Genomic DNA, 25,145 nt, shown 5'->3' with positions numbered 1-25,145 from the left:
ATCGTGAATCGGCGGCTTCTTGATTCTCGCCTTCCGACCGCTTCGTAGCAATGGCTTCGTCAGATGCTGCGGAGACGATGGACTTTCGTGACCGGACGGACCTGTACGTCGCGCTGCTTGCAGGAGCGTGTACCGTCGGACTGACGCTGGCGCTCGAATACGGTGTTGGCGCCGACGTGTCGTTCGTCTACCGTCTCTCACCACTCGTTCCGTACTTCGCCTACGTGTTCTCTCGTGGTGCGGCGCTCTCGACCCGCGCGTGGATGGCGGTCATCGCGGCCGTTACACTCGGTACGTTCGGATTCTTCGCATTCTAACCGACCGACCGTTTCGTCTGCGACGACGACCCGCTCAGGCGATGTCGCGACTGGTGTCGACCGTAACCTGGTCTGCGAGTCTGAGTTTGATGGTTTCGTCGAGCGCTCGCCCGCCGCGGAACTTCGGAACCGCAAGTCGGTTCTCTATCTCCGACCCATCGATTTCCGTCGAGAGGTCGAACACGACGTCGGCCATGTGTTCGGTCAGGTCGCGGTTCACTGGGACCGACTCTCCTTTCAATCCGTGGAGGATGGTGAGACCACGCGTGTTGACCATGTGCGTCTGGAGGCCGTTGAGGAACTTCCGGTAGCGTGGCACCTCGTTTCGCTCCAAGATGTCCACGATGTCGATGATGAGGTTCGCGCCTTCGGGCAAGTCGCGGACGAGTTTGTTCGCCGTATCGAGTGGGGCGTCGCCTCCGACGTCGCGGATAGTTGGATTCCCGGTCCGCGTGAGACAGCGCTCCAGTGAGTCCTGGACCGCAACCTCCGAGCGGAGCGTCGTAATCCAGAGCGTTCCGCGCGTCGTCGTCAGTTCGTTCAAGAACAGCTCTGACTGGCTTGCAGGGTCTGCTGCGAGGAGGACGACACTCCCCGCAGGGATGCCACCGCCGAGTTGACGGTCGAGCACATCGATACCTGTTGCCAGCCGAGACATACACAATACTATGAAGGTCAACCATATTATGTCTTCAGGCCGATTGTGTCGGCAATCCTACTGTATGCGGCACGAACTGTCGGCTGGGCGAGGACGGGCGAGGACTCGTTGGGAACCGTCCCGAGAATCGGTGCACCGACGAGGTCACCGACTGCGTCGGGAGCGATGCGGGCGCGGGCGACCACTCCGCCGACGACTGGCGTCCCGAGTGCGCGGGCCATCGCTGCCGTCTTTGCCGCGTCGCGCAGCGCAGGTGCACACAGTTGCGTGACGACGACGACGGCGTCGGCAACCCGGAGCGGTGTCACGGCATCGGGACCAGCGCCTGCGGGACAGTCGACCACCGACTGTCGAGGGTCGGCTGCGACTGTTCGAAGCCACCGTTCGAAGGTGTCGTCGTCGATAGGTGCTGGCGGCGAGAGAACTGCTACCGACGCGTCGTCCGGATGTTGTCTGGGTTCACTTTGGTCGTCGTCACTCCGCTCGACACCGGCCATCGCGTGCAAGTTTGGCATGTCTCTGTCCGCATCGACGGCGAGAACGTCCCCCTCGAACGCACGTGCTAGTCCGAGTGTCGTCGTCGTCTTCCCACTCCCGCCCTTCCCGCCTGCGATTGCCAACATAGCACTGGCTGGTCCCGTGTTGGTATATGAATCTACGGCGAGAGCCGACCCGCAGAGAAAATACGCCGATAGCCGACCCGCAGAGAAACCAGTAGACTGCCGGCCTAGTCGTTACAGCAGCCACCGGCCTCGCCGCCGAAGTCGACGGCGAGTGGTTCGGAGATGGCTTCGTTGACCTTCTCTAACTCGCCGACCATCTCGGCCTGTGCGAGGAGGTACGCTTCCATCACTGGCAGGGAGTGGAGTTCGTCCTGTGCGGCCTGCACCTTCTGGAGGCCTTCTTGCGTCGCCTCGCCCATTTGGCGGGCCACGTTGAACTCCTCGCGCAGTTGGCTGAACTCGGCGATGAGCTCCTGTGCCTCGTCGTCGGCTTCCACCGCCGCCTTCGCTTCCTCGTACTGTTCGTACTTCGGATGCGCGGCGATTGCTTCGCCCAGTTCACGGCCGAGTTCTTCGAGCCGCGTCGTCTGCGTGCTCATAACCGCGCGTTAGGGGTCGAACACTTTCAAGCTGCCGAAGGGGGACGTACTGGGGGAAGGCGTTGGTTGGGCGTCAGACTCAGGCGTGCGTCTCGACGAACGAGACGACGGCAGCCAACTCGTCGGGGGAGACGCCGTGGGGCGCGTCGTACACCTGTGCGGTCACATTCGCACCGAGCGATTCGAGTCGTTCGGCGGCCTGTTCCGCACGGAACGACGGGATAATCTGGTCCATCGACCCGGCGGCGACGAAGACGGGTTTTCCTGCGAGACCATCGGGTTCGACCGACGAGTGTTCTTCAGCGAGATAGCCGTGGAGAGCGACGACCCACGCGTAGTCGTCTGGGTCTTCGACGAGCAACGAGAGACTCGTAATCGCTCCCTGACTGAATCCCAGTAGGCCGATTCGCTCCGGGTCGAGATTGTACTCGGTTATTGCTCCCGAAATGGACTCACGGACGAGTTCGCGAGAGCGTTCGAACTGTGCTGTGTGCGGCTGGCTCTTGTGTAACCCACCGGCCGACAGGTCGAGTTCGTACCACGTGAACCCGCCTTGGAGTCGGTCCGGTGCACGAAGACTCACGACGTGCAGATGGTCCGGGAACTGTCGTGTGAGCTGGAGCAGGTCCTGTTCGTTCGACCCGCGTCCGTGCAGGACGACGACGGCTGGGGCCGGTCCCTCGACGGGTTCAGATGGCTCGACGTGAACGTGTTCGAGCGGGATGTCTGTCATGGCTGCCGCTAAGCCGTGAGCGTTCTTGAATCCCCGAGTGACGGCAGGGTAACCGGGTCCAAATGTGTCAGTCGCGTCTCGTGGTGTCGATGAAATTGCAGAAGCGGCCGAGAGCCACAGGTGACGCAGCGGTCCGGTGTGGGTGGACAGCTACACGACACACCTGAGTGCCTCGATTTCTCGACTCGGTGTGGAGTGTGTCCCACAGCGGAATTGGTCGTATGTGGGTGTGTGACGCCCGTTCGGAGGGAAGCGCCGCCGTTATACCTCTTCATCGGTAAGGGAGGGCCAATGAGTCAGGACGCCTCTTCGGAGGGAGACCTTCGGAACACCGGGATGTCGCTCAAACACGACCGGGAGTGGGACTACGAACTCGAACGAATTATCGACGCAATCGAAGAACGCGACGCAAAGCGCGTCGGCCTCCAGTTCCCCGAAGGCCTCAAGCGCCGCGGCCCGGCCGTCGCAGACGACCTGCGACAGCGCTGTGACGACGACGTGACGTTCATGCTCTCGGGCCAGCCATGTTACGGGGCGTGTGACCTCGACACCTACCTCATGCGTCGGACCGACGTGTTCGTCCACTTCGGTCACTCGCCGATGAAGGAATCGGACAAGATTATCTACGTCCCGCTGTTCTCGAACGTGGACCCCTTCCCCATCATGGAAGAGTCGCTCGAGAAAATCGAGGGCGACGAAGTTGGTCTCGTCACCACCGCCCAGCACATGAACCGCTTCGACGACATGTGTGATTGGCTCGAAGAGCGTGGCTACACCGTCCAGACCCGCAAGGGCGACGACCGACTCACCTACGAAGGGCAGGTGCTCGGTTGCAACTACGCCTCTGCAGACATCCCGGCGGACGACGTGCTCTACGTCGGTGGCGGGAAGTTCCACCCACTCGGCCTCGCGATGGAACACCCCGAGAAGAACGTCGTCATCGCCGACCCAGTCAACAACGTCGTCACGCTCGCAGACACGCGGAAGTTCATGAAACAGCGCTACGCCTCGGTCCACAAGGCGATGGACGCCGAGAAGTGGGGCGTCATCTTCTGTACGAAGATTGGACAGGGACGCATGGAAATCGCCGAGAAGATTCTCGAAGACAACGAGAACGCCTACCTCATCACGATGGACGAGGTGACGCCCGATCGGCTCAGAAACTTCGCGATGGACGCGTTCGTCAACACCGGATGCCCGCGTATCACGACCGACGACGGCCCGCGGTTCCACAAGCCGATGCTCACCCCCCAAGAGTACCGCATCGCTGTCGGCGACGAACCACTCGACTCCCTCAAGTTCGACACCTTCCACGGCACGTGGTGAGGCGATTCTCGGCTTTCTTCTAACGCCGCCGGGCGTCCAAACCGGCTCTCGTCTCCGTTTCTCTCGTCACAGACCTGTCTGCCAAAATATCTATACAGGATGAGTGTAGACGACGCAGTGTGGCCCTCCAACGAAAATCCCTCTCCGCGAGTCTCGGACTCCTCGGTTTGGTCGCACTCGCGGGCGTCGCGTCTGCACAAAGCTACGAATCAGCGTCGCAAATCTCTCCGATATTCCGTGCCGGGCTGAGTTTCGCCATCGACATTCTCGTGGGCGGTGTCCTCGTCGCCGCGCTGCCAACGTACACCCGAGAGACACTCGCAGAGATACGTGACGACCCCGGTGGTTCGTTCCTCTGGGGGCTGCTCGTCGGCATCGGCGGCCTCATCGCTCTCATCGTTCTCGCGATAACCGTCATCGGACTCATCGTCGCGATTCCGGGGTTCCTGCTGTTCATCGTGCTCTCAGTGGCCGGAGGCGCGATTGCAACGGTCTTCCTCGGGTCGACCGTCACACGTCTGCTCTCGGATAGCCGGCAGTCCCTCGGTCTCTCACTCGTGATTGGCGCGCTCATCGCTGCTACCTTTTCTGTTATCCCCCTCATCGGCGGCCTCGTCCTGTTCGTCGTCGATACCATCGGTCTGGGCGTCGTCGGGCGGAACGTCTACCGGTCGTGGTCCTGAGTCAGCACGCCATTTTGTGACAACCTTCCAACACCATTCACCACAACATTCAGGGTACCGGTGGCGAATGAGTCAGAGAGATGCAGACGACCCACCTCTCCGTCCTGGGACACGACGTCCAGCGGGTCGTCACCCCGCTCGAAACCGGTGAGTTCGACGCCGACCGGGTTCGTCTGGTCCGTGACGAGGCTGACCCCGAGCAGGGTCGCGACCCGGACGAGTGCGCCGCTGGGAAGATGCGGACGCGCGCACGAGTAGCCCGAACAGTTTCGACGACGTTCGCGTCTCACCTCGGTTTCGCTCCCGACGAAGCGAGACTTCCGTTCGACGCACCGTTTGCGGAGTTGTACGCCGCGACGACCGACCTCTTACGTGAGTCGGTGGCAGACGGCCGCGTGGAAGTGAACCTCACCAGTGCGCCGCCGCAGGTCGCCGCCGCGTTCTACGCGGCCCGGACCGCTCTCGTCGACGACGGTGCCGCCGACCACGACGCGATTACACTCATCACTGTTCCGGCAGACGAGCGCCTCGACTTGGCCGCACTCGCCGACCTTCGGACCGTCGTCTCGGATGTCGAAACTGCTCGCGCTGCAGTCGACGAATTCGAAACTGTCGCGAACGGCTCAGTCGCGACGGCAGTCGCCCGTCCACTTCGAATCGCGCTGGCTGACCTCCGAGATGCGCTCGCAGACGCGAGGGGCGACACTCGCGGTTCTCGACGCCGGCCATCCTACACGAGAGACGACTCCACGCTGGACACGATGTCCGCGTACGTTGGCCGGGCCCGCGAGCAACTCGCCGATATCGTCGACGGCGACCAACCCCAACCAGACCCCGCCGACACGCGCGACCCCACTGCAGTGCTCGATGCTATCGATTCGTGGCTCGACGCCGAAACGGTGCTCCTCTCTCCCGTCGAAGACGACCCCAGAGCGCTGCTCGCTCGGTTCCGAGAGAGTTGCGAAGCCCGGTTCGGAAAGTTCGAAGACGACGCGACGATTGCACTGTTCGAGGCGATGGCCAGATTCGAAACGCACCTCGATGCGTACATCGACACGCGAACAGCGCTCGCAGATGGGTACGCACCGGTTTCCGACGCCATGGAAACTCTCACAGACAGTGCGGACGAGGCGGCTGACCGCCTCGACGAACTTCGGAACGTCGGTGTCGCGCGCGGAGAGACGTCGCTTTCTCTCGATGGACACTCGCTCTCACCGCTCGGTGACCTCGAAGCACTCGTTTTGCACGTCTTGACCACTGGGCCACCACGGTCACGCCCCCGAACCCGGCGAGCGGTCACTGCGAACCTCCGCGAACGTGCCGAACATCACGGTATCGTCGCCGGTGCTCGCGACGACGAGACGTGGTCGTCGTTCGAGACGTTCTGCGTCGACGTCGCTCGCAACGGGGAGAACGGGGACGCGTTCGAGAAACGACTCTCCAACGCACTCCGCCCGCGTATCGACGTTGCCGTCGAAGCACTCCTCGCGAACGGATACGTCAGAATACGGCAGCGAGAGACAGGCCGTGATACCCTCGAACCGACCGATTCGGCGAAACTGTGGTCGAAGACGACCGACTGGGACGACTTCCGCGAAACCGTCGTCGACGATGTCCTCCGCGACAGCGTCGAACGAGAACTCGACTGACGACGCTCTCGCTCTCACCCGCGCTCTTGGTATCGATATCGACCGGAAACTTCTATTTCCGTTCGCTCAGGCCGTGTTCTTCGACTCTTCTTCGATGAATTGGACCGCATCTTCCGGCGTCTTACACGAGCGGAATCGTTCGAGGCCGCTGAGTGAGGGCGTTCTGATGCCGGCGATTGGCCGGTCGAACACGTTTCCGAAGCCGATCTCTGAGAGCGTCCCGCCCGACCCGTCGATGGCGACGACTGCGTCTGCGTTCATCACCACGAGCGCGTTTCTCGCGTGGCCGAGTCCGGTGACGAGACAGATATCGACGTACTGGTTTGCCTCGCTTCTGTCCTCTCCGGGGAGGATGCCAATCGTCGTCCCGCCCGCGTCTTTCGCTCCTCGACAGGCCGCTTCCATGACTCCGCCCAACCCGCCACAGACGACAGTGTGCCCGCGCTGAGCGAGAAGACGGCCAACGTCCTCCGCGATTGCTTCGACCGGGTCGGGAACGACGCTCCCACCGACGACGCTCACTCGCATGGACGCCCCTCTCTGTCGTGGACACACTGGTGTTGTTGGTGTGGTCCGTCAGGTATTCTTCTAGACATGTTGGTCAGTACCTCACCGGGGCGCATAAAGCGGATGGACGAATCGGGAGAGAATACCGAAACCGATGGCAAAAACTCGTCAGAAAGCGTCGGCTTGGCGGACGGTATCGTCGTACGGAGAGACGGGTTCCCACGAACTGCATGCACGCATCGTTCGGACCATCGCACTGAAATCTGCCGTTTTCTTGTGAGATGTTAGCATGTCATAGAGTAACGTGACACAGTGGTAAATAGCTTCTCGGAGGGATGTCCTTATATTCCCAATACCACGTTTCACAGTATCGAGACGTATGCATATTCTACTCACCGCGAGTGGCCGTAGAGCGAGGCGTCGTCGAACTAGCCGAGAGCGCAACGCTTAGTCCCCCGGCGAGAGGAGTCGTGTATATGACGCGCAGTGACTGGAGCGACTGGCTTCCGCGGGCGGTCGAAGCGGCCGACCCCGAGACGGTGGCCATCTGGTATCTCGGTTGTAACGGATTCGTACTCAAAGGAAGCGAAGGGACGACTGTGTTCATCGACCCCTACGTCGGAATCGGGTCGCCACCGCGAACGATTCGGATGGTTCCCATCCCGTTCGACCCCGAAGACGTGACGGAGGCGGACGCAGTTCTCGCCACGCACGAACACACCGACCACGTCCACGGCCCGAGTCAGGCACCCATCCTCGAAACCACGGGCGCGACGTTCGTCGGCCCCGACGACTCGCTTTCTGTCGCGTACGACGACGAAGCGTGGTTCGACGACTACGACCTCTCGGACGACCAGTTCGAAGAAGTCTCTGAAGGCGACACCGTCGAAATCGGAGAGTTCATCGTCCACGTCGAACCTGCCTACGACCCAGACGCGACGCATCCGGTGTCGTACGTCTTCGAACACGAGTCGGGCACCATCTTCCACGGTGGCGACACCAAACCAGCAACGGAGTTCACCGATATCGGCGAGCGATACGATATCGACCTCGGGATTCTCGCGTTCGGAACCGTCGGCAACATCGACGACAAAGAGACGGGCGAACCGGTCCGGACGAAGTGGTACAACGACGAAAACCAGATTATCGAGGCCGCGAGCGACTTGAACCTCGACCGACTGCTCCCCTCGCACTGGGACATGTGGAAGGGGATGACCGCAGACCCGAAGGTTCTCCATCACCACGCCAAGAGTTTCGCTGCGCCGCAGTCGCTCGAACTCGTCGAGATTGGTGACCGAGTCGACCTGTAATCGCTGTCACCGCGACCGACGGTTCGCACGCACAGATACTCTCGAACACTAACGTATGGAATCGATAGCCCGCGCTGTAGTCGGATGAATCTCCCCGGTTGTTTTATAATGTCTGTGGGGGAAATGCGGGCTATGAGCCACGAGCCCGAAGAGGTACTCTCTGTTTCCGATGGTGAGGTCACAGTCGAGAAGACCTTCGCCGCCGATGAATTTCCCGTTCCGGCCATCAAGTTCGTCATCTCCTCGACTCGCGACGACGTGACGCGAGTCCGAATCATCGACCGAATTCCCGAGTCGTTCTCGATGGAGAGCGTCGGGTTCCACCCCGACTACGACAGCGAGAACTGGACTGCGTACAAAGACCACCGCGTCGAGTACGAACGAACGCTCGACCCCGACGAAGAAGTCGTCACTGTCTACGGAATTCGACTGACCGACGGCCACGAACGAACGGACTTTCTCGAAGAACCGACGCTCGAACGCATCCCCGTCGACGGCGGTATCGACCCGGACGATATCGACGACATCCTCGGTGAAGACCGAAGTCAACTCGTCCGCGACGTTCTCTCCGGAAAACGCGAACCGGTCGATGACGACGACGAGACTGACCACGGTGCTGCCAGCGGTTCCTCCTTCGACGGCGAACCATCCGACGAGGACCTCGCAGCGGCGTTCGATTCCATCGGCGAAGAAGAAGCGGACGACGATGTCGACGCAGATGACGACGCTGTCGACGCCGATGACGATGCCGAAGTGGTCGAAGACGGAGACGAAGCGACCACAGACGAAGACGTAGAAGACGAAGAGACAGAAGACGAACAGGCGGTTGCACTCGGTGCTGCCGAAGAAGACGACGACCACCATTCGACCGGTGCGGAGATTCTCACCGACGACGACGACGGCGTGACCGACGAGGCAGAAGACGCTGACGCTGCTGAAGCGGATGAGAACGCCACCCCACGCGAGGTGGATGCCGAGACAACCGCTGCAGTCTCCGTTCACGAAGACGACGACGTGGTCGACGATGACAACGCGGACGTGGTCGACGATGACAACGCGGACGTGGTCGACGAAGACGCCGAATCCGAATCAGACGACGTCGCTGTCGACGAAGACATCGACTCCGAAGACACGTCTTCGGTCGATGTAGCGGGTGAGACCGACGAGTCGGACGCCGAGGAATCTGTCGCTGTCGCATCCGACGACGACACCGATGGTGACACGCACACCACCGTCGCCGTCGAGGCGGAGGGTGGACTCGTCGCTGCGCTCGCCACCGAGATTCGCGAGGGTGACGCAGACGACGATGACCTCGCTGTGGTTCGAGAGGCCGTCGAAGTCGAGGCCCGCCGGAGCACCGACGTTCGCATCCAACGCCTCCAGTCACAAGTCGAAGACCTCTCGGCGTACTCCGATGCGCTCGCAGCGTTCATCGACGAAGAAGGGACGGGTCAAGAACTCGTCGAGGAGTTCCGCGACGAGATGGCTGCCTTCCGTGACGATATCGAAGCGCTCGACACGATGGTCGACGACGCAGTCGAGTCGGCAGACGATACCGCATCGCGCCTCGACGCTGCCGAAGAGACGCTCGCCGCTGTCGACGACCGAAGCACGACGGTCGAATCGAGAGTCGAAACCGTCGAGGGCAGGGTGGACGAGTACGATGGACGGCTGGGAGACCACGATAGTCGTCTGGACGCCCACGACGGCCGCCTCGACGACCACGAGGACAAAATCGACACGGCCACGCGAAACATCGATGCGGGGTCGAATCGCCTCGATTCGGTCGAAGAGACGCTCGAAGAACGGGCGAACGAACTCGGTTCGATTCACGAGACCCTCGACCAACTCACGGGCCGACTCGACGAGACGGCCGGCCGTCTCGACAGCGTCGAACACGACACCACCGAGACGAAGGAGATGGCTTCGAACCTCGACGCCGAAATCGGCGAGATTCGAGAAGATATCGCGTCACTCGACGCAGACATCGTCGACGCGCAAGATGAACTCGACTCGCGACTGTCTACCGTCCAGGACCGCGTGGATGTCCTCGCAGACGTGGAAGACGACGTTGCGGCCATCCAAGACGACATCGACGAACTGAACGAAGCGGTCGACGAAGTCGAAGAGTTCCGTGAGCGACTCGCGGGCGCGTTCGGAAGCGGATTCGGTGGCGGTGCCGGCGACGCTGGCGACGGAACCGACGAGTAATCACTCGACACGCGTCCATTCGTCTCTCGGACGCTCGTCTCGTATTCTCTCGCAGGGACGTTTTCCCGAAGCGCAACCTGTTTAGCGGGCCATCCCGACCATCCGATGATGACAGAGACGGTGCGCGTCGCCGTTCCGCGGAAGGGTCGCCCCCTCGAAGCGGTGCTCGAACGGTTTGCCACGACCGAGAACATCGCCGAGGTGGCGGATGAAATCACCTCGACCCTCAGGTTCGAGAAAGCCGTTACGAAAGGCCATCGCCAGCCGGAACGAGACGTGTACGAACGACTCGCAGCGTACAGCGACCTCGCTGACGACACCTCTCCGGAGTTCACGCTGTTGCGTGACGACCGGGATGGGATGCCGCGACGAATCGTCTTCGACAGTGTGGTCTTCGAATACGACACTGTGGACATTCATCTCGTCGGGCGCGAAGAGCCGTTCCGTGCCCTCCGAACGCACGAGTTCGGCCTCGGATTCGACAGCGCAGACCTCGTGCTCGAAGAGGTCGTCACCCTCGAACGCGATGGACTCGGGAGCATCGCCGACATCAACGCTCGGATCGACCCGATGGACACCGACGTTCGGGTCGTCTCCGGCCTCGGCGATACGGTCTATCACACGCTCATGGCCGACCCCGAGATTCTGCCGCCGAAGTCGAGTCTCGACCGTGATTTCGTCGCCGACTACACCGGTGACCTCTGTATCTCACCCCGGTACGAACGCCTCGTCGAAGCAGTGCTCGGAACTCGCTGCCTCGACGACGTTTCGTTCGTCTACCCCGACGAAGGCCCCGAAGAAGAAGCGTCAATCGCCGAAACTGGCCTCGGCGTCTATCTCACGATGACCGGGTCGACCGCACGAGACTACGGTCTCGTCCTCGGTGAGAACCTCTTCCCCAGCGAGACTGTGCTGATGGAGAACGTCGCCGAGGCGACTGAGGCCGCCGAAGCAGTCAAAGAAATCGTCGCCGGGGCTGAGGTAGAGACCGAACTCCGGGTCTGAGAGACCCCACTGTCGCGTGGTTTCGTCAGTACCCGCCTCTCTTCTGTTCTCCATGGCAAACTATTAAATACTGATTTTCTGTCGGTTGTATATGGTTTCTCGCCGCCAGGTTCTCGGAACGATGGGGTGTGTGCTCACCCATGGGTTGGCAGGGTGTACGCTGTTCAAAGAGGCCGTCATCGAAGCCCCGTTCGCGAAGAGCGTCGTCCACTGTGCGAACGTCGAGAGTGGAGATTCGAACATTGACGAAATCTCGCAGTCTGACTACGACGTCATGTTGCGAGTTGACGTTCCCGGAGCCGTGAAGAACGTAGACGTCGCAAAAATCACCGACGTAGACGCGGACGGAACCGCTCACGCTGACCTGTCTTTCACATACGCATCTGCGGCGTGTGGTGAGGGTCGCTATGACCGGTCGGACGTACTTTTGGGACTCGATATCGTGAGCGACGACGTTGAGTCGATTCTCCTTCGACGAAACAGACAGGACAGTTCATGGGAGAAACTACCTGAACACCCACTATAGACGGTAAGTTCGCATCTCGTCACGCGAATCCATACAACAGTTGACGCAACCTGAGTTTCGCAAGGAGTCGGAACATCCCCAATCGATTGGATATAGCGACATACAATTCATGTGTCGCACATCAGACACTCTATTCACAATTCATAGAAGTGAATAAATATTCGATTCGTACGTTTCACGCACTCTATCCCCCCAATTGTGCGTGTAGGTGTCGATGATGTCGCCGGCGACGTCCCCTCGGAGATACTTGACGATGCCACGGTCACCGGTTCGGTCACGGAGATGTGTGGTAAAGAAGTGCCTGAAGTAGTGGGGTGTAACGTTCTCTTCGCGGTCGCCACCCCTGCGGTACCACCCGGAATCAGCGGCATGCGAGGTGACGATGTGGTGGACTGCGTCGGGCGACAACCGGGTTCCCCATCCCGACGCCGTCCCGACGAAGAGCGGTTCAGCGGGTGATTCTGAATCCGGCCGAATCGCAAGCCAGCGAAGGAGTACAGTCTCTAACTCTTCGTCGACAGGGACGACAGTCGAGCGTTTTCGTTTGTTCGACGCCGTTCGTTCTTCCCCATTCGAAACCGTTCCGACACTCGGATCCGATGCAACGTATATCGAGGGCCCGCGGCCATCGAGGGCAGCGCGAGTCGAGACGCCGTCTACCGGTGGTTCCACAGAGAGCGAAACGTCCCGTACGTCGAGATTACAGAGTTCACCGACACGCATCCCCGTCTTGAGGAGTGTCACGACGAGTGCATGGTCCAGCGGATGGCGTATCTCGCGGACGAACCCCCGCATCTGTGGGACCGAAACCTCCCTCCGCGCCGGACTCGTATCGATTTTTTCGTCCATCTCCTCCATCACGAGGCTCATCGGATTCGACTCGAAGACGCCGACTTGTGCCATGTACGCGTAAAATCGGTGGAGGTAGGAGGCGTACGTGGCGATGGTACTGGATGCGACGGCACGGTTTCTGAGCGTGTGAATCCACGCCATACAGTCGCGATGACTCGCGTCGTCGATCGATATCGCAGCACCCGTCGGATTTCGAGAGGGGTCACCGAGGAACGCTTCGAACGCACGGAGCACTCGCTCGTAGGCCGTTCGCGTTCGGTCGGTCTTTCCGTGATAGGTCATATCCTGGAGGAAGTACCCGACTGGGTCGTCGACGTCGGTCGGTTGTTCAGCGGCCATCGTCCTCCGCGACAGTGTAGCCGCCATGGCGTCCACTGTACACGACTCGTCCCGCTGACTGGAGGTCCTGAAGCGCAGATTCGAGACGGTCCTCGATGTCGTCAGTTAGTGCGGATACAAGCTCGTCCCACGAAAGGTGAGAATCGGCCTCGAGCGCATCGAAAATTTGGCTGACGAGTTCGTCGTTATTTTCACCTTCTTCACCCCGATTTGAACCCTCGGTCTGGAGCCCTGTTTTCCCCCCGCCAACCCCGGGGGTTGTAGCCGTCTCATCGCCCCTCTCAGGAACGTCGAAATTGGTCCGACCAGCCTGTACCATCGTTCTGACAAATTCACTCTGGCTCATATCGAGACGGTCGGCGTGGTCCTTCCAGATCTGCTTTTGGTGGGCCGGAACGTAGGTGAGAACTGTCGCCCGGTCGCCCTCGTCGCTCATGGACGGTTCGACTCGGGGGGTGATATTCAATCTACCGGCACTATCTGGAATAAGGTATCTTATTTGAACTTGTGAAGGTGGATTTTAGACGAATATTTTGGCTTATGTGGAAATATGCTATCTTGAAATCGGCTATTTGCTATCAGTATTCAGGATATGTATTTTCTCTCCTACTGGTCGATTTCGTGCGTCTCACGCCGATCTATGACGGACCCAAAATTCTGTCCTGTTCTATCCGACTAAATTCTGCCAGAGGAATACCAAATATGGGACACTCTCCAATTATTAGATGGTAGTTCTTTATGCTTCAACCCTTGGAGTTGAGGGTGGAAGACGCTCGTCCACGGGGTTCGTTATTCCGGAGACAAAATTTCTGAATTATTATATAATTAGATTCATTCTCTCCCCTTTACTGCCTTTCGTCAGTTAGGATCAACACTGGAACCATCCATCTTTATTTTATAATAAAGTTTGGTACGACTAACATCAAATAGTAGACGAAATTAACTTGCGTCTACTCACACTATTTTCCTAATAATCCACTTCGAAATATATGTGGATTATTACAGGTGAATGGTATCTAAACAAACATCGAAACGAACTGATGATTTCAAAAGTGTATCCCGGTAATTTAAGTGAGTCTTTGGGCGTCGTACACGACGTTTGAATTGTCTTAATTGTGCACGACCAGACGCCCGATTCGATGTATACCCGACCGTCAAAACTACGCGAATTTTGCAAATAGACGATGGTTCAGATACTAACGAGAAGGCGGGACAGAGAGTGCTCTCAGCCGGTTTCACTGCTGTCTCCTGGGTCGACACATATTCTACTCAGATGACGCTCACTTGCGCTCAGAGGCATCTCTCCGTGGAATCTGCCCCCTCCGTCGAATGTGCTGCACTATGCATCTCAACGGCGGGAATCAGCATACGCAGCAACCACCAATTACGCTCTCATGTCGATGTAATACTGCACGGCGGTCCTCTGTGGTAGAGTCTGCCGTCTCACTTCTCGGTTCACTCGATCTCCGTCTAACTCCACTCACCGTCGAGAGATGGACGTTGCTTCCCAACTCAGTTCGAATACATCCCTGCCTCGGTAGCGAGGAGTGGTGGGGAATGGCCCCGGTGAGAGTAGATGAAACTCTTTAGCCGACCCTCGGTTCACCGACTAATGCCGCTGAAGTGTGCTATTTCAGGGGTAGCGCCTGTGTGTGCTGTGGTTAGGATAGTTCGAGCGACAACTCATATATTGCATGTCGCTATACCCAATCACCCAACTCATTTCCCCTGAATCTCTGAGAATCGAGTGGTCGGAGAATCGCTGTCCACAAGGTCGTACCCGTGAAAATTTATCAGTTAGGTTGATTGGTATTTCGTATCGATGAGCGACGGTGACGTTGGTGAGTACCGGGGAATCGGGGCGTCGGTAGGACGAGCGTTGAGTGCAATCGGTGCAATCGGGGGCGTTGGTGCACTCGCAGCCAGTCACCTCGGGGTGATATCTTTCAGTGCGATACACCTGGTCTTCGCGCAACAGGCCGAAGGACATGCCACGGCAGACGCTGCGGTGTTCCACTTCACCCTCATTTTGGGTGGCCTGTTCGTGGCACTCGTTTCGGCCGGCATGCTGACGTTCGGACTTTGGCTAGTACGACGATATTCGACGACGACGAATCTCGATCGTGAATCTGTGCGGAGCAAGTGGGTGGAACTCGGAGGGACCGTATTCTTCTTCGGACCGTCAGTGGTCGGCGTGACGGGCGTCGCTGTCTTCGGTGGCGATGCGTTCGGGCCAAGCCTGGCAGTGGCTGCTGGCGTGTTCTGTACGGGGCTTGGGTTGGTAGCGTGGGCGACCTGGCCTGCGATTCGCTGAACGAGTACGACGGAAGAGTCGTCTGTTCCGAAGCGGATTCTCTTCTCGAACTCCGCTTAGCTTTTTACGGGTTCGACGAGGTCCGGCCCGTCGTTCGCTGGGCTATTCACCCGCCTCGATACCGGATACGCGGTCAACCCCTCGTCGGGATACGGGTCGAGGAGCGATTTCACTTCACTCGGTTCGCCGTGGAGCCACAGCTCTTCTTCGTCGGGGGCGAGGACGACTGCCATTCGGTTGTGTAACTCGGAGATGAGGTCGTTCGGCTCGGTCGTGATGATGGTAAAGGTCTCCAGTGGTTCCTGCTCGCGGGAGGGGCCGCGACTCCCGAAGTCACCGAGTCCGGTCTGTTTCGTCGAGGGCATCCATCGCTCCCAGAGGCCGGCCATCGCGAACGGTCGGTCGTCTTCGAAGGCCACGCGATACGGTTGTTTCGACCCGCTGGCTGTCTTCGTCCACTCGTAAAACCCGTCGGCTGGAACGAGACACCGCCGTACTTCGTAGGCGTCTGCGAAACTGCGCTTTTGGTCGACTGTCTCCGCGCGCGCGTTGATACGGTCGTTTCCGACCTTCGGGTCGTCGGCCCACGAGGGAACGAGGCCCCACTTCAGGAACCGAAACTCGTCAGGCGCTTCGTTCGTGACGACCGGTAGTTCCTGTCCGGGCGCACAGTTGTACCGAGCTTCGAGTGGCCGTGTCGGCTCGGCGCCGAATCGCTCCCGAAGGTCCTCAGAGGGTGTGAACAGGCTATAGCGACCACACATAGTGCAGCATACGTTCGGTGTGGCTAAAACGCCCCCGGCGACCCGACGACGACGCTTTTAGGGTGACACCACTCCCCCGATATGGTATATGCGAATCGAGAACAGTTTCATCCCCGTCCGAGGCGTGGGTGAGCGAACGGAGCGAAACCTCTGGAAAGCGGGGGTCACACACTGGGACGAGTTCGACGCGTCGCTCGTCGGCGGGAAGACTGCAGACCGAATCGAGTCGTACATCGCCGAGGCGACAGCACACCTCGACGACGGGAATTCGTACTTCTTCGACGACTCGTTCCCATCGAGTGAGCGCTGGCGACTCTACGAAAACTTCCGCGACGACACGTGCTTTTTCGATATCGAGACCACGGGGCTTTCTGCCGAGCGCGACGACGTTACGACTGTCTCCTTCTATCGAGACGGCGAGACGACGACGCTCGTTCAGGGTGACACGCTCACTGTCGACGCGCTCTCCGAGCAGTTCGCCGATGCGAAACTCATCGCCACGTTCAACGGCGCGCGATTCGACGTGCCGTTCCTCGAAACCTCGTTCGACATCGACATCGACGTTCCGCACGTCGACCTGATGTATCCCTGCAAGACACTCGATTTGACGGGCGGGCTGAAACAGATAGAAAAGGACGTCGGCATCGACCGAGACCGACCAGACATCTCCGGCCGTGACGCGGTCCGTCTCTGGCGTGAGTACGAACGCGGCGACGACGATGCGCTCGAGACGCTCGTCTCGTACAATCGTGAAGACACGGTCAATCTCGAACGACTGATGGAAACCATCACTGGCCGTCTGCACGACCGAGCGTGCGCTGGTCTCGACACGACGTTCGTCTGAGACGTCTCTGACTCGCTGGTCCTTTCACGCAACTGGGACACGAGCGAAACACCGCCTTTTTGCTCTCCGGGTGTTTCCCGCCGCACATGACTGAGGACCCCGACGCCGAGGAAGCCGGCGAGACGACCGATGTCGAAGACGGTACCGAACCGGCTGATGGCGAAGACGGTGCCACCGGCGAGGGCGAACGTGCTGCGGATGGCGGAACGAACGAGGAGTTTGATAACGGCGACGAAACGGTCCCGCACGTCGAACTCGGCCTCTACGAACTGTCTGTCCGTGTCAGCGGGCAATCGGACGACGAACTCGAAGATGTCGAAGACGCTGCAACCCGTCTCATGGAGTTCCTCATCGACGAGGCGAAGCAACTCGAAGACCAGCCGGACACGCGCGGACTGAGCTGAACGTCGCTGTTTTTGGCAAACCTAAAAATTCAAGTCGGGGAAGAGGTAATCTCGCCCAATGAGTGCCTACACGTTCGACGACGTCGCCGTGGTGATGGGGACGTACAACGAAGAACAGGCGATTGGGTCTGTGTTGGCCGACATCGACCGCATCACCGACGGGCGCGCAGAAGTCATCTGCGTCGATGGGTCTGACGACCGAACGCCAGCGATTGCCCGGAAGATGGGCGCACGCGTCATCGAACAAGAACCACAGGGATACGGCGTCGCCGTCGAGGCAGCAGTGCTCGCTCCCGACCGCCCCGTCATCGTCACGACAGACTGTGACGACACCTATCCGATGGAGTATCTCCCGAAGTTTCTCGACCTCATCAACGACGGGTACGACGTCGTCTCGGGTGACCGAATCTCGACGGGTGCCGAGACGATGCCGCGACTCAACCGCCTCGGAAACGTCGCGTTCGCTCGCATCGCCAGTTTCCTCATGGGAGTGACGGTTCACGACACCACGACTGGAATGCGAGCGTACCGACGCTCCGTGCTCCACGACATCGACTGGACCGAAAACACGGGTCTCTCGGCAGAACTCCTCATTCGACCCACGATGCGCGGGTACAAAATCGCTGAAGTGCCGATTCCGTACCGCGAGCGGGCAGGCGAGACCAAACTCGACCCCTTCGCGGGTGGTGCGGCCATCGCGAAATCCATCGTGAAGGTGACGCTCGAAGAGCGACTTCGATTCTGACCTCGCGCCGGTTCGTCGCACACCGGTTAGGCGGTCGTGCAAACCGACACCATACCGCACGCTGTTCATACCCCGGTCGAACGAACAACCCGTATGAACCGTCGTCGTTTCCTCGCCGGACTCGGAGTCACGTCTGCAGTTGCGGGGTGTCTCGGGAGCGACCCGCCAGTTGCAGGCGACGCCAACTCGTCTGGTTTAGATGGCACTGCTTCCGAATCCGCAGACGAGTCTGAGACGACCGGTGGCGGCGCGTTCGACCTGCCGATTCCAGAGGAGGAACTCAGGCGAGGTGCACCGAAAGACGCCATTCCGGCTATCACTGCCCCAGTCTTCTCGGACGATTGGTCTGGATTCGACGAGGTGAACGTCGAACTCGATGACTCCTTCGAGGTCGTTGGCGTCGAACTCGACGGCATCGCACGAGCATATCCATTAGCAATCCTGAACTGGCACGAAATCGTCAACGACACCTTCGACGGTCGGCCCGTGGTGGTCACCTACTGCCCGCTCTGTGGCAGTGCCGTCGTCGCAGACCGACTCGTCCGGGGCGAACCGACTTACTTCGGCGTCTCTGGACTCCTCTGGATGTCCGACCTCGTGATGTACGACGACCGGACCAACTCCCTATGGAGTCAGGTTCTCGCCACTGCGATTCGAGGCGAACTGACCGGCGACACCCTGTCGCTCCTCCCGGCCACCATCTCGACGTGGGGTGAGTGGAAGGCGTCGCATCCAGACACCGAAGCGCTCGTCCCACCCCCGGTTTCAGGAACGATTCGTGGACGACAGACCCGACAGTACGCGGTGAATCCCTACACGAGTTACCAGCAGTCTCGGTCGATTGGTATCGGATTCAACGACGAAGTCGACGAACGGATGCACCCCAAAACATCGGTCATCGGCATCACTGCCGATGGGGTCGCACGCGCGTATCCATACGACACGGTGTCGAACGCGGGTGTCGTCAACGACGACGTCGGGACGCTCCCGGTCGTCGTCGCGGCGACGACGGACGGAACGCTCGTCGCCTACGAGCGCCGTGTCGATGGGTCGGTGGTCGAATTCGAACGTGGCGACGGCGTACTCGTCGCTGCCGGGTCGCGCTGGGATATCGTCACTGGACGTGCACTCGACGGGCCGCACGAAGGGACGGTGCTCATTCGGGCAAACGACCGCTCACCGATGTTCTGGTTCGCGTGGGCAGACTTCAACCCAGAGACGGAGATTTACGGGGAGTAGACACGCGCACGTGACCCAACTGAGAGGTGTGGAAACGTGTGACAAGAGACTTATACTCTCGCTCGGCACCTCAGTTCCACAATGTCTCCCCGAACACGTCTTTTCGTGCTCGTCCTCCTCGTCGTCGGCACACTCGGAACCGCCGCTTCCTACGGGTGGGCCTACGACTCGCACCTCGGCCAACACGCTGTCAGCGTCGCATTCGAACCAGTCGAGAGCGGAACGGCCGACGAATCTGAACTCACCACGCTCGAAGAGCTTCCACCGGAAGCGGCCGAAGCCGTCCGAACTGGCGTCGAAGACGGTTACGTGACCATCTATCGGAACGATAGAGACGACGTAACCGACGCACTCGAATCGCTCTCTCGATACGTTCGTGTCGATGGCGAGGTGTACGAAGTGCTGCAGGTAGCGGACGAAAATATGACTCTGCTCGGTCCGCTGCCGCAACTCACTGCCCTGTTCGTCTCTATGGGCATCCTTGGATTCGGTGTGGCTTCGCTCAGAACCGGCGCAGTCAGGCCGCTTTCAGTCGCCGCGTCGTTGTCGATTCCGGGTGTCGCACTCGCAATCGACGTTCTCGTCACCGTCGCCGACTCGGTGGTGACGTTCTCCGGCGGTGCCGACGTACCGGTGGTCCCTGCAGCGACTGGTCTTGTGGTCGTCGGCGTCGCGGCCCGAAAGCGCGACTGGCGACTCGCGTTCGGTGGGTTCGTCGTCGTGATGGTCGTCGCCGCATTTGCCCCGCTGCTCGGTGGAACGTCGCTCGGGCCACTCGGCACTCTCGTCCCCGGAAGTGTGCTGTTCGTCCTTGGGTACGTCGCCGGTGGAGGAGCGACGACGCTCGACGAGCAGTGAGAGTCGTGAACAGATGCGGTTCGACGAAGAAAACTGCGGCGAACAGCGTTACGAAGAGTTGAGGATGTCGCGGACGCGACGCGGTTCGCCAGTGAGCGCGGGGTGCTTTTCGACGATTTTCAGCACCTCGTGGTCGGTCACGTCGGGGTAGGACTTGCCGATAGCCTCTTCGATGAGTTCCTTTTCGAGACGGAACTCTGTACCCTCGTAAACCACGTCGACACCATGGTCGTCGAAAGAGAGAATCGTCATATCCGTCCATCTTCCCCGCACGTATTTAAACGCACGTTGTCAGCGGCGAAACCCGGAGACCGCAGTACGTCAGACGTGTGTCTTGCGGGCCGTTTAATATGGCCGGCGTGTTGGGTCCGGGTGTGTCACTGGGTACGGACCCGCTCGAAGCGCTCGAAATACCGGACGAGACGACCGTCGAGGAACACGACCTCGTCACCGACGGCGACGTCGTCGTCGGTGGGCAAAGCACCATCGAGTTCGGCGTTCGCGGCCGGAACGTCTTGGCCGGCGAACGCGTCACGTTCGGCGGCGATATCGAGGCGGAAGGCGACTGCCGACTGGACCTGTTGAACGACGTCGCTGGAAACGTCCTCGTCGGTGAAGACGCCTATCTGGGCGAACGCGTTCACATCGCCGGCCGTCTCATGGTCTCTGGCGACCTCGACATCGGTGACGACGTCGATATCGAAGAAGGATTCGAGGCCAACGGCTGGATCGTCATCCGAAATCCGGTTCCGACGCTCGTCTTCTACTTTATCGTCCTCTCGCAACTGCTGCGGCTGGGCGAAGACGAAGCGGCAGGAGAACTGGCGGAGACGCTCCAGGGAGAGTCACCGACCGACCCACTCATCATCCCGCGAAACTCCACGGTGTCTGACGACGCGTGGCGCGTCTCGACGCCGGCAGAAATCGGGTCGTCGTGTCGCATTCACGGGAACATCCGCGCCCGGTCTATCGACCTCGGCGAAGACAACAACGTCTTCGGGAGTCTCCGCGCCCGCAACGATATCGTCGTCGGGTCCGGAACTCGAATCCACGGCGACGTGACGACTCGAAACGGCGAAGTCGTCATCGAAGAAGGCGCTCGCGTCCTCGGTGACGTCTCCTGTAAGGACCTCCTGCTCGAACAGGGTGCGCTCGTCGACGGGACGATGCGTGCCCGCGGCGAGATGCGTATCCACCGCGATAACCTCGCACGAGACGCCGAGTGAATTCGGTGCGTGCGATAAGAACAGTCACTGTTTGAGTCTACCAAATGTTTACACCGTCTGCTAGAGACTGACGTGTATGGACAATCGACTGAAACTTCTCCTGGTCGCCCTTCTCGTTGTTCTCGCTGGATGTACTGGCGGGGCAGACATGGGCGGCGGTGGTGCTGACGGCGGCGAGAGTGTCAGCATGTCTGCTGACGTGACGGCCGGTGAAGAAGTCGAGCAGGCTGGCAGCGGTGGCGACGAATTACCGCAAGTTCAACAGCGCGCCGTCATCAAAAACGGCCGTCTCGTCCTCACTGTCGAGCAGTTCAACACCTCGCGCGACGAGGCCGAAGCGATGGCCGAGTCCTACGGTGGGTACGTGAGTGACTCGAACGAGCGTGTCGTTCGACAAAGCGGCGGGACCTACCGCGCTGGCGACCTCGTCGTTCGCGTCCCCTCCGAGAACTTCTCGGCGTTCATGTCCGACGCGAAGACGCTCGGAGAAGTCGAACACGTCGATACGAGTTCCGAAGACGTGACCGACCAGTTGGTCGATATCGAGGCTCGATTGAGCAATCTCCGTGCTCAGCGTGACCGCCTCCGCGAGCTCTACGAAGACGCGAATACGACTCAGGACGTGCTCGCCGTCGAACGCCGGCTCACCGAGGTGCAGACCGAAATCGAGCGGCTCGAAGCCAGACAGGAATCACTCGAAAACCGTGCTGCGCTCTCGACAGTGCGTATCTCGCTGTCTGAGCGCCCACCCGGACCGGCACAGTGGTACGATACGCCCGTCCTCGAGGCGTTCTCCGAGTCGGTCAACGGCGTCTTCGTCACGCTTCGAGCGATGGTCGTCGGGTTCGCGTACGTTGCACCGTACATCATCGTCTTCGGCGGGTTGATCGCGCTGCTCGGTGGCGGGGTGTTCGTCGCAGGCCGTGCGGCGCTCAAGCGGATGTCGTAGCGACTCTCTGTCTCCGCGTTTCGGCACGTTTCACGGCGAGCGTTTTTCCGCCTCCACGACGTTCGTCCACGCATGCTCTCACTTGCGCTCGCCGGCAAACCGAACGCCGGCAAGTCGACGTTCTACACTGCCTCGACGCTCGCGGATGTCGATGTCGCGAACTATCCCTTTACGACCATCGACGCGAATCGTGGGGTCACCCACGCGCGGACTCGCTGTCCCTGTCTCGACCGCGAGGAACGCTGTGGACACTGTGAAGACGGCATTCGGTACGTTTCTGTCGAACTCGTCGACGTTGCTGGTCTCGTCCCCGGTGCCCACGAGGGCCGTGGCCTCGGCAACCAGTTCCTCGACGAACTCACGAACGCGGACGTCATCGTCAACGTCGTCGACGCGTCCGGTGGCACCAACGCGGAGGGCGAACCCGTCGAAATCGGGACGTTCGACCCGGTCGAAGAGGTCGACTTCATCGAAGAAGAACTCGAACAGTGGTTGGCAGGTATCGTCGAACGAAACTGGGAAACCGTCGTCAGAAAATCCCGGTCACCCGATTTCGACCTCGACGACGCCCTCGCCGACCTCCTCACCGGCGTCGGTGCGAGCGAGTACGATATCGCTGCCGTCCTCAGAGACCTCGAATACCCGCCGAACCCACGCGAGTGGACCGACGAGGACCGAATCGTCCTCGCACGGGCGATTCGCCAGCGGACGAAACCCATCATCCTCGTCGCCAACAAGGTCGATATCGCACCCGGGGAGAATATCGAACGCCTCGCTGAGACGGGAAAACCCGTGATTGCGGCCACCGCAGATGGCGAACTCGCCCTCCGTCGGGCCCGAGAGGCGGGACTCATCGACTACCACCCCGGCGACGACGACTTCGAACTCGTCGGTGACGTGAGTGGTGCCCAACAGAAGGGCCTCGAACGCATTCGCGACCTGATGGCAGAACACGAGGGAACAGGAATTCAGACTGCCATCGATACCGCCGTCTACGATGTCCTCGACCACATCACTGTCTACCCCGTCCAGAACGAGTCGAAGTGGACCGACGGAACCGGGAACGTCCTCCCAGATGCGTTCTTGCTCCCACGAGGCTCGACACCCCGTGACCTCGCCTACGCCGTCCACTCTGACATCGGCGATGGCTACCTCCACGCCGTCGATGCGAAGTCGAAACGCCGCATCGCAGATGACCACGAACTCAATGAAGGCGACGTCATCAAAATCGTCTCGACGGCCAAATAACTGGCAGATGATTGTCTAATTTCTGAGTTTCGTGTGGTGTGTTATCACGCAATGGTGCGTCTGTTCTACTACACATATACTTTATTTTGCTATACAGAATCGACTTTACGAGCGCCACATTTCAGTAACCCAATTTCGCCACGTTGGGCGGTGTCCAACACACTGACGCCAGTTGCACCTCCCGGTGCAATCGTTTCAGAATCTGTGACAAGGATTGACACTACTCGCGCGCGTTCTCTCAGCTATGGTGGCGCTCACGTTCCAAGAGAGGTGGATGGGGAATGCCTGAGACGGTCACGTTCGGCTTCACTGGCGACGTGATGCTCGGCCGGCTGGTGAATCAACGGCAGGAACATCGTCCGCCCCACGCGGTGTGGGGGTCGATGCGAGAGACGCTCTCGGACCTCGATGGCCTCTTCATCAACCTCGAATGCTGTCTCTCGACGCGAGGACGCCCGTGGAGTGTCACTCACCACCCGTTCCACTTCCGTGCCGACCCGGCGTGGGCAGTTCCGGCACTGCAAGACGTGGACGTGACGTGGGCGACGCTCGCCAACAATCACGTCCTCGACTTCGGCGAAGACGCACTCGAAGAGACGTTCTCTGCGCTCGAATCAGCGGAAATTCCGTACGCCGGTGCCGGTCGGACCGAGGCAGATGCGTGGCGACCAAGTCGCGTTCACGTCGCCGGACTCGACGTTGCACTCGTCGCGTTCACCGACAACACGCCGGAGTTCGCCGCGGATTCGGACGAATCGGGAACCGCGTACGTCGATATCGACCCCACCGACGAAGCGTGTCTCGACCGCGTCAGTGAGACGCTCGAACGCGCACTCGAGGAGAATCCAGACCTACTCGTCGCCTCGATACACTGGGGTCCGAACATGCGCGAGAACCCTCCACCGCCGTTCCAGCAGTTCGCACACTGGATGGTCCAGCAGGGCGTCGATATCGTCCACGGCCACAGCGCACACGTCTTCCAGGGCGTCGAGGTGTACGACGGTTCACTCATTCTCTACGACACCGGCGACTTCGTCGACGATTACGTAGTGGATTCGGTGTTACGAAACGACCGGAGTTTCCTCTTCGAAGTCGACCTGACCGAATCCGGAGACATCCAACGACTCCGTTTGCTGCCGACCGAAATCGCAGAGTCTGCCGTTCACGAGGCGTTTTCGGGGGTCGCAGCGTGGTGTCGTGAGAAGATGCGAGAACGGTCCTCCACGTTCGACACAGTGTTCGACGTCGAAGCCGGGGCGCTGGTGGTCAATCTCCCGCAGTAACGTGCGCCGAGCGAATCTGGATTTTAAGCGAGAACGCTGATGCCTCTCGTCAG

28 protein-coding genes are annotated in these 25,145 nt (G+C 60.0%); 18 read left to right on the top strand and 10 right to left on the bottom strand.

What is annotated here, in order from left to right; translation table 11 throughout:
• The first annotated feature begins 50 nt into the window (after positions 1-50).
• Positions 51-317 (top strand): hypothetical protein, encoded by a 267-nt coding sequence (locus ACK3SC_RS09190; RefSeq protein ID WP_416839817.1) that lies wholly within the window; start codon positions 51-53, stop codon positions 315-317.
• A gap of 34 nt (positions 318-351) precedes the next feature.
• Here ACK3SC_RS09190 and ACK3SC_RS09185 read toward each other — a convergent pair whose 3' ends face one another.
• The 4 genes from ACK3SC_RS09185 to ACK3SC_RS09170 form a co-directional block, all read right to left on the bottom strand.
• The gene (locus ACK3SC_RS09185; protein ID WP_416839816.1) at positions 352-975 is read right to left on the bottom strand and encodes an RAD55 family ATPase; all 624 of its coding nucleotides are present in this window, start codon (positions 973-975) and stop codon (positions 352-354) included.
• A 26-nt stretch (positions 976-1,001) separates the two neighbouring features.
• On the bottom strand, positions 1,002-1,598 hold the full coding sequence (locus tag ACK3SC_RS09180; protein ID WP_416839815.1) for a CDP-4-keto-6-deoxy-D-glucose-3-dehydrase: 597 nt from the start codon (positions 1,596-1,598) through the stop codon (positions 1,002-1,004).
• 104 nt (positions 1,599-1,702) lie between these two features.
• A complete protein-coding gene (locus tag ACK3SC_RS09175) occupies positions 1,703-2,077 on the bottom strand; it encodes a YlbF family regulator (protein ID WP_416839814.1) in 375 nt (124 codons plus the stop codon).
• A gap of 79 nt (positions 2,078-2,156) precedes the next feature.
• A complete protein-coding gene (locus ACK3SC_RS09170; RefSeq protein ID WP_416839813.1) occupies positions 2,157-2,810 on the bottom strand; it encodes an alpha/beta hydrolase in 654 nt (217 codons plus the stop codon).
• A 291-nt stretch (positions 2,811-3,101) separates the two neighbouring features.
• Here ACK3SC_RS09170 and dph2 point away from each other — a divergent pair, with 291 nt between their 5' ends.
• From dph2 to ACK3SC_RS09155, 3 genes are all read left to right on the top strand, one after another.
• Positions 3,102-4,136: a diphthamide biosynthesis enzyme Dph2 gene (dph2, locus tag ACK3SC_RS09165; RefSeq protein ID WP_416839812.1), complete on the top strand. Its 1,035-nt coding sequence runs from the start codon at positions 3,102-3,104 to the stop codon at positions 4,134-4,136.
• A gap of 119 nt (positions 4,137-4,255) precedes the next feature.
• Entirely contained in the window at positions 4,256-4,819 is a 564-nt protein-coding gene (locus ACK3SC_RS09160; protein WP_416839811.1) for a hypothetical protein, read from the top strand.
• Positions 4,820-4,899: 80 nt separating this feature from the next.
• On the top strand, positions 4,900-6,468 hold the full coding sequence (locus ACK3SC_RS09155; RefSeq protein WP_416839810.1) for a hypothetical protein: 1,569 nt from the start codon (positions 4,900-4,902) through the stop codon (positions 6,466-6,468).
• Positions 6,469-6,534: 66 nt separating this feature from the next.
• Here ACK3SC_RS09155 and ACK3SC_RS09150 read toward each other — a convergent pair whose 3' ends face one another.
• Positions 6,535-6,996 (bottom strand): TIGR00725 family protein, encoded by a 462-nt coding sequence (locus tag ACK3SC_RS09150; RefSeq protein ID WP_416839809.1) that lies wholly within the window; start codon positions 6,994-6,996, stop codon positions 6,535-6,537.
• 147 nt (positions 6,997-7,143) lie between these two features.
• Positions 7,144-7,266 carry a hypothetical protein gene (locus ACK3SC_RS09145; protein WP_416839808.1) on the bottom strand — a complete coding sequence of 41 codons (123 nt, stop codon included), beginning with the start codon at positions 7,264-7,266 and terminating at the stop codon, positions 7,144-7,146.
• A 185-nt stretch (positions 7,267-7,451) separates the two neighbouring features.
• Here ACK3SC_RS09145 and ACK3SC_RS09140 point away from each other — a divergent pair, with 185 nt between their 5' ends.
• The 4 genes from ACK3SC_RS09140 (at position 7,452) to ACK3SC_RS09125 (ending at position 12,027) form a co-directional block, all read left to right on the top strand.
• A complete protein-coding gene (locus ACK3SC_RS09140; RefSeq protein WP_416839807.1) occupies positions 7,452-8,285 on the top strand; it encodes an MBL fold metallo-hydrolase in 834 nt (277 codons plus the stop codon).
• Positions 8,286-8,417: 132 nt separating this feature from the next.
• Complete coding sequence (locus ACK3SC_RS09135) at positions 8,418-10,496, top strand: hypothetical protein (protein WP_416839806.1); 2,079 nt, start codon at positions 8,418-8,420, stop codon at positions 10,494-10,496.
• A gap of 108 nt (positions 10,497-10,604) precedes the next feature.
• On the top strand, positions 10,605-11,501 hold the full coding sequence (locus tag ACK3SC_RS09130) for a hypothetical protein (protein WP_416839805.1): 897 nt from the start codon (positions 10,605-10,607) through the stop codon (positions 11,499-11,501).
• Between the two features lie 91 nt (positions 11,502-11,592).
• Positions 11,593-12,027 (top strand): hypothetical protein, encoded by a 435-nt coding sequence (locus ACK3SC_RS09125; RefSeq protein WP_416839804.1) that lies wholly within the window; start codon positions 11,593-11,595, stop codon positions 12,025-12,027.
• Between the two features lie 141 nt (positions 12,028-12,168).
• On the opposite strand, the gene ACK3SC_RS09120 is transcribed toward ACK3SC_RS09125, so the two are convergent.
• The gene (locus ACK3SC_RS09120) at positions 12,169-13,218 is read right to left on the bottom strand and encodes a tyrosine-type recombinase/integrase (RefSeq protein WP_416839803.1); all 1,050 of its coding nucleotides are present in this window, start codon (positions 13,216-13,218) and stop codon (positions 12,169-12,171) included.
• Positions 13,208-13,654, bottom strand: coding sequence for a DUF5805 domain-containing protein (locus ACK3SC_RS09115; RefSeq protein ID WP_416839802.1), 447 nt, complete (start codon positions 13,652-13,654; stop codon positions 13,208-13,210). Before ACK3SC_RS09115 ends, ACK3SC_RS09120 begins: the two co-directional genes overlap by 11 nt.
• Positions 13,655-15,040: 1,386 nt before the next feature.
• On the opposite strand from ACK3SC_RS09115, the gene ACK3SC_RS09110 reads away from it, so the two are divergent.
• Positions 15,041-15,532, top strand: coding sequence for a hypothetical protein (locus tag ACK3SC_RS09110; protein ID WP_416839801.1), 492 nt, complete (start codon positions 15,041-15,043; stop codon positions 15,530-15,532).
• A 56-nt stretch (positions 15,533-15,588) separates the two neighbouring features.
• Here ACK3SC_RS09110 and ACK3SC_RS09105 read toward each other — a convergent pair whose 3' ends face one another.
• On the bottom strand, positions 15,589-16,296 hold the full coding sequence (locus ACK3SC_RS09105) for an SOS response-associated peptidase (RefSeq protein ID WP_416839800.1): 708 nt from the start codon (positions 16,294-16,296) through the stop codon (positions 15,589-15,591).
• A gap of 88 nt (positions 16,297-16,384) precedes the next feature.
• Between ACK3SC_RS09105 and ACK3SC_RS09100 the strand changes: the two genes are divergently transcribed.
• The 5 genes from ACK3SC_RS09100 to ACK3SC_RS09080 all read left to right on the top strand — a co-directional run bounded on the left by ACK3SC_RS09100 (position 16,385) and on the right by ACK3SC_RS09080 (position 20,386).
• Entirely contained in the window at positions 16,385-17,140 is a 756-nt protein-coding gene (locus ACK3SC_RS09100) for a ribonuclease H-like domain-containing protein (protein WP_416839799.1), read from the top strand.
• An 86-nt stretch (positions 17,141-17,226) separates the two neighbouring features.
• Positions 17,227-17,544, top strand: coding sequence for a hypothetical protein (locus ACK3SC_RS09095; RefSeq protein ID WP_416839798.1), 318 nt, complete (start codon positions 17,227-17,229; stop codon positions 17,542-17,544).
• Positions 17,545-17,602: 58 nt separating this feature from the next.
• Positions 17,603-18,289, top strand: coding sequence for a dolichyl-phosphate hexose transferase (locus tag ACK3SC_RS09090; protein ID WP_416839797.1), 687 nt, complete (start codon positions 17,603-17,605; stop codon positions 18,287-18,289).
• Between the two features lie 93 nt (positions 18,290-18,382).
• The gene (locus ACK3SC_RS09085; protein WP_416839796.1) at positions 18,383-19,528 is read left to right on the top strand and encodes a DUF3179 domain-containing (seleno)protein; all 1,146 of its coding nucleotides are present in this window, start codon (positions 18,383-18,385) and stop codon (positions 19,526-19,528) included.
• Between the two features lie 81 nt (positions 19,529-19,609).
• A complete protein-coding gene (locus ACK3SC_RS09080) occupies positions 19,610-20,386 on the top strand; it encodes a hypothetical protein (protein ID WP_416839795.1) in 777 nt (258 codons plus the stop codon).
• A gap of 48 nt (positions 20,387-20,434) precedes the next feature.
• Here the strand turns inward: ACK3SC_RS09080 and ACK3SC_RS09075 are convergent, their stop codons facing one another.
• Positions 20,435-20,638: a DUF5800 family protein gene (locus ACK3SC_RS09075; protein ID WP_416839794.1), complete on the bottom strand. Its 204-nt coding sequence runs from the start codon at positions 20,636-20,638 to the stop codon at positions 20,435-20,437.
• 122 nt (positions 20,639-20,760) lie between these two features.
• On the opposite strand from ACK3SC_RS09075, the gene ACK3SC_RS09070 reads away from it, so the two are divergent.
• The 4 genes from ACK3SC_RS09070 to ACK3SC_RS09055 all read left to right on the top strand — a co-directional run bounded on the left by ACK3SC_RS09070 (position 20,761) and on the right by ACK3SC_RS09055 (position 25,092).
• On the top strand, positions 20,761-21,612 hold the full coding sequence (locus ACK3SC_RS09070) for a polymer-forming cytoskeletal protein (protein ID WP_416839793.1): 852 nt from the start codon (positions 20,761-20,763) through the stop codon (positions 21,610-21,612).
• A 76-nt stretch (positions 21,613-21,688) separates the two neighbouring features.
• A complete protein-coding gene (locus tag ACK3SC_RS09065) occupies positions 21,689-22,561 on the top strand; it encodes a DUF4349 domain-containing protein (protein WP_416839792.1) in 873 nt (290 codons plus the stop codon).
• A 72-nt stretch (positions 22,562-22,633) separates the two neighbouring features.
• Positions 22,634-23,809, top strand: a complete 1,176-nt coding sequence (locus ACK3SC_RS09060; RefSeq protein ID WP_416839791.1) for a redox-regulated ATPase YchF — start codon at positions 22,634-22,636, stop codon at positions 23,807-23,809.
• Positions 23,810-24,090: 281 nt separating this feature from the next.
• Positions 24,091-25,092: a CapA family protein gene (locus tag ACK3SC_RS09055; RefSeq protein ID WP_416839790.1), complete on the top strand. Its 1,002-nt coding sequence runs from the start codon at positions 24,091-24,093 to the stop codon at positions 25,090-25,092.
• The last annotated feature ends 53 nt before the right edge of the window (positions 25,093-25,145 follow it).

Origin of the sequence: Haloferax sp. DFSO52 (assembly GCF_048158745.1) — an archaeon.
Lineage (GTDB): Archaea > Halobacteriota > Halobacteria > Halobacteriales > Haloferacaceae > Haloferax.
This window is presented reverse-complemented; position numbering and strand designations above follow the sequence as displayed.

Bases quoted from the DNA above. Each gene is read 5' to 3' on its own strand.
- ACK3SC_RS09170 (WP_416839813.1), bottom strand. From the start codon at position 2,810: ATGACAGACATCCCGCTCGAACACGTTCACGTCGAGCCATCTGAACCC.
- ACK3SC_RS09180 (WP_416839815.1), bottom strand. From the start codon at position 1,598: ATGTTGGCAATCGCAGGCGGGAAGGGCGGGAGTGGGAAGACGACGACG.
- ACK3SC_RS09125 (WP_416839804.1), top strand. From the start codon at position 11,593: ATGGTTTCTCGCCGCCAGGTTCTCGGAACGATGGGGTGTGTGCTCACC.
- ACK3SC_RS09060 (WP_416839791.1), top strand. From the start codon at position 22,634: ATGCTCTCACTTGCGCTCGCCGGCAAACCGAACGCCGGCAAGTCGACG.
- ACK3SC_RS09190 (WP_416839817.1), top strand. From the start codon at position 51: ATGGCTTCGTCAGATGCTGCGGAGACGATGGACTTTCGTGACCGGACG.
- ACK3SC_RS09055 (WP_416839790.1), top strand. From the start codon at position 24,091: ATGCCTGAGACGGTCACGTTCGGCTTCACTGGCGACGTGATGCTCGGC.
- ACK3SC_RS09110 (WP_416839801.1), top strand. From the start codon at position 15,041: ATGAGCGACGGTGACGTTGGTGAGTACCGGGGAATCGGGGCGTCGGTA.
- ACK3SC_RS09100 (WP_416839799.1), top strand. From the start codon at position 16,385: ATGCGAATCGAGAACAGTTTCATCCCCGTCCGAGGCGTGGGTGAGCGA.
- ACK3SC_RS09090 (WP_416839797.1), top strand. From the start codon at position 17,603: ATGAGTGCCTACACGTTCGACGACGTCGCCGTGGTGATGGGGACGTAC.
- dph2 (WP_416839812.1), top strand. From the start codon at position 3,102: ATGAGTCAGGACGCCTCTTCGGAGGGAGACCTTCGGAACACCGGGATG.
- ACK3SC_RS09145 (WP_416839808.1), bottom strand. From the start codon at position 7,266: ATGCTAACATCTCACAAGAAAACGGCAGATTTCAGTGCGATGGTCCGA.
- ACK3SC_RS09115 (WP_416839802.1), bottom strand. From the start codon at position 13,654: ATGAGCGACGAGGGCGACCGGGCGACAGTTCTCACCTACGTTCCGGCC.
- ACK3SC_RS09075 (WP_416839794.1), bottom strand. From the start codon at position 20,638: ATGACGATTCTCTCTTTCGACGACCATGGTGTCGACGTGGTTTACGAG.
- ACK3SC_RS09085 (WP_416839796.1), top strand. From the start codon at position 18,383: ATGAACCGTCGTCGTTTCCTCGCCGGACTCGGAGTCACGTCTGCAGTT.
- ACK3SC_RS09095 (WP_416839798.1), top strand. From the start codon at position 17,227: ATGACTGAGGACCCCGACGCCGAGGAAGCCGGCGAGACGACCGATGTC.
- ACK3SC_RS09150 (WP_416839809.1), bottom strand. From the start codon at position 6,996: ATGCGAGTGAGCGTCGTCGGTGGGAGCGTCGTTCCCGACCCGGTCGAA.
- ACK3SC_RS09105 (WP_416839800.1), bottom strand. From the start codon at position 16,296: ATGTGTGGTCGCTATAGCCTGTTCACACCCTCTGAGGACCTTCGGGAG.
- ACK3SC_RS09135 (WP_416839806.1), top strand. From the start codon at position 8,418: ATGAGCCACGAGCCCGAAGAGGTACTCTCTGTTTCCGATGGTGAGGTC.
- ACK3SC_RS09175 (WP_416839814.1), bottom strand. From the start codon at position 2,077: ATGAGCACGCAGACGACGCGGCTCGAAGAACTCGGCCGTGAACTGGGC.
- ACK3SC_RS09080 (WP_416839795.1), top strand. From the start codon at position 19,610: ATGTCTCCCCGAACACGTCTTTTCGTGCTCGTCCTCCTCGTCGTCGGC.
- ACK3SC_RS09130 (WP_416839805.1), top strand. From the start codon at position 10,605: ATGACAGAGACGGTGCGCGTCGCCGTTCCGCGGAAGGGTCGCCCCCTC.
- ACK3SC_RS09120 (WP_416839803.1), bottom strand. From the start codon at position 13,218: ATGGCCGCTGAACAACCGACCGACGTCGACGACCCAGTCGGGTACTTC.
- ACK3SC_RS09065 (WP_416839792.1), top strand. From the start codon at position 21,689: ATGGACAATCGACTGAAACTTCTCCTGGTCGCCCTTCTCGTTGTTCTC.
- ACK3SC_RS09140 (WP_416839807.1), top strand. From the start codon at position 7,452: ATGACGCGCAGTGACTGGAGCGACTGGCTTCCGCGGGCGGTCGAAGCG.
- ACK3SC_RS09185 (WP_416839816.1), bottom strand. From the start codon at position 975: ATGTCTCGGCTGGCAACAGGTATCGATGTGCTCGACCGTCAACTCGGC.
- ACK3SC_RS09155 (WP_416839810.1), top strand. From the start codon at position 4,900: ATGCAGACGACCCACCTCTCCGTCCTGGGACACGACGTCCAGCGGGTC.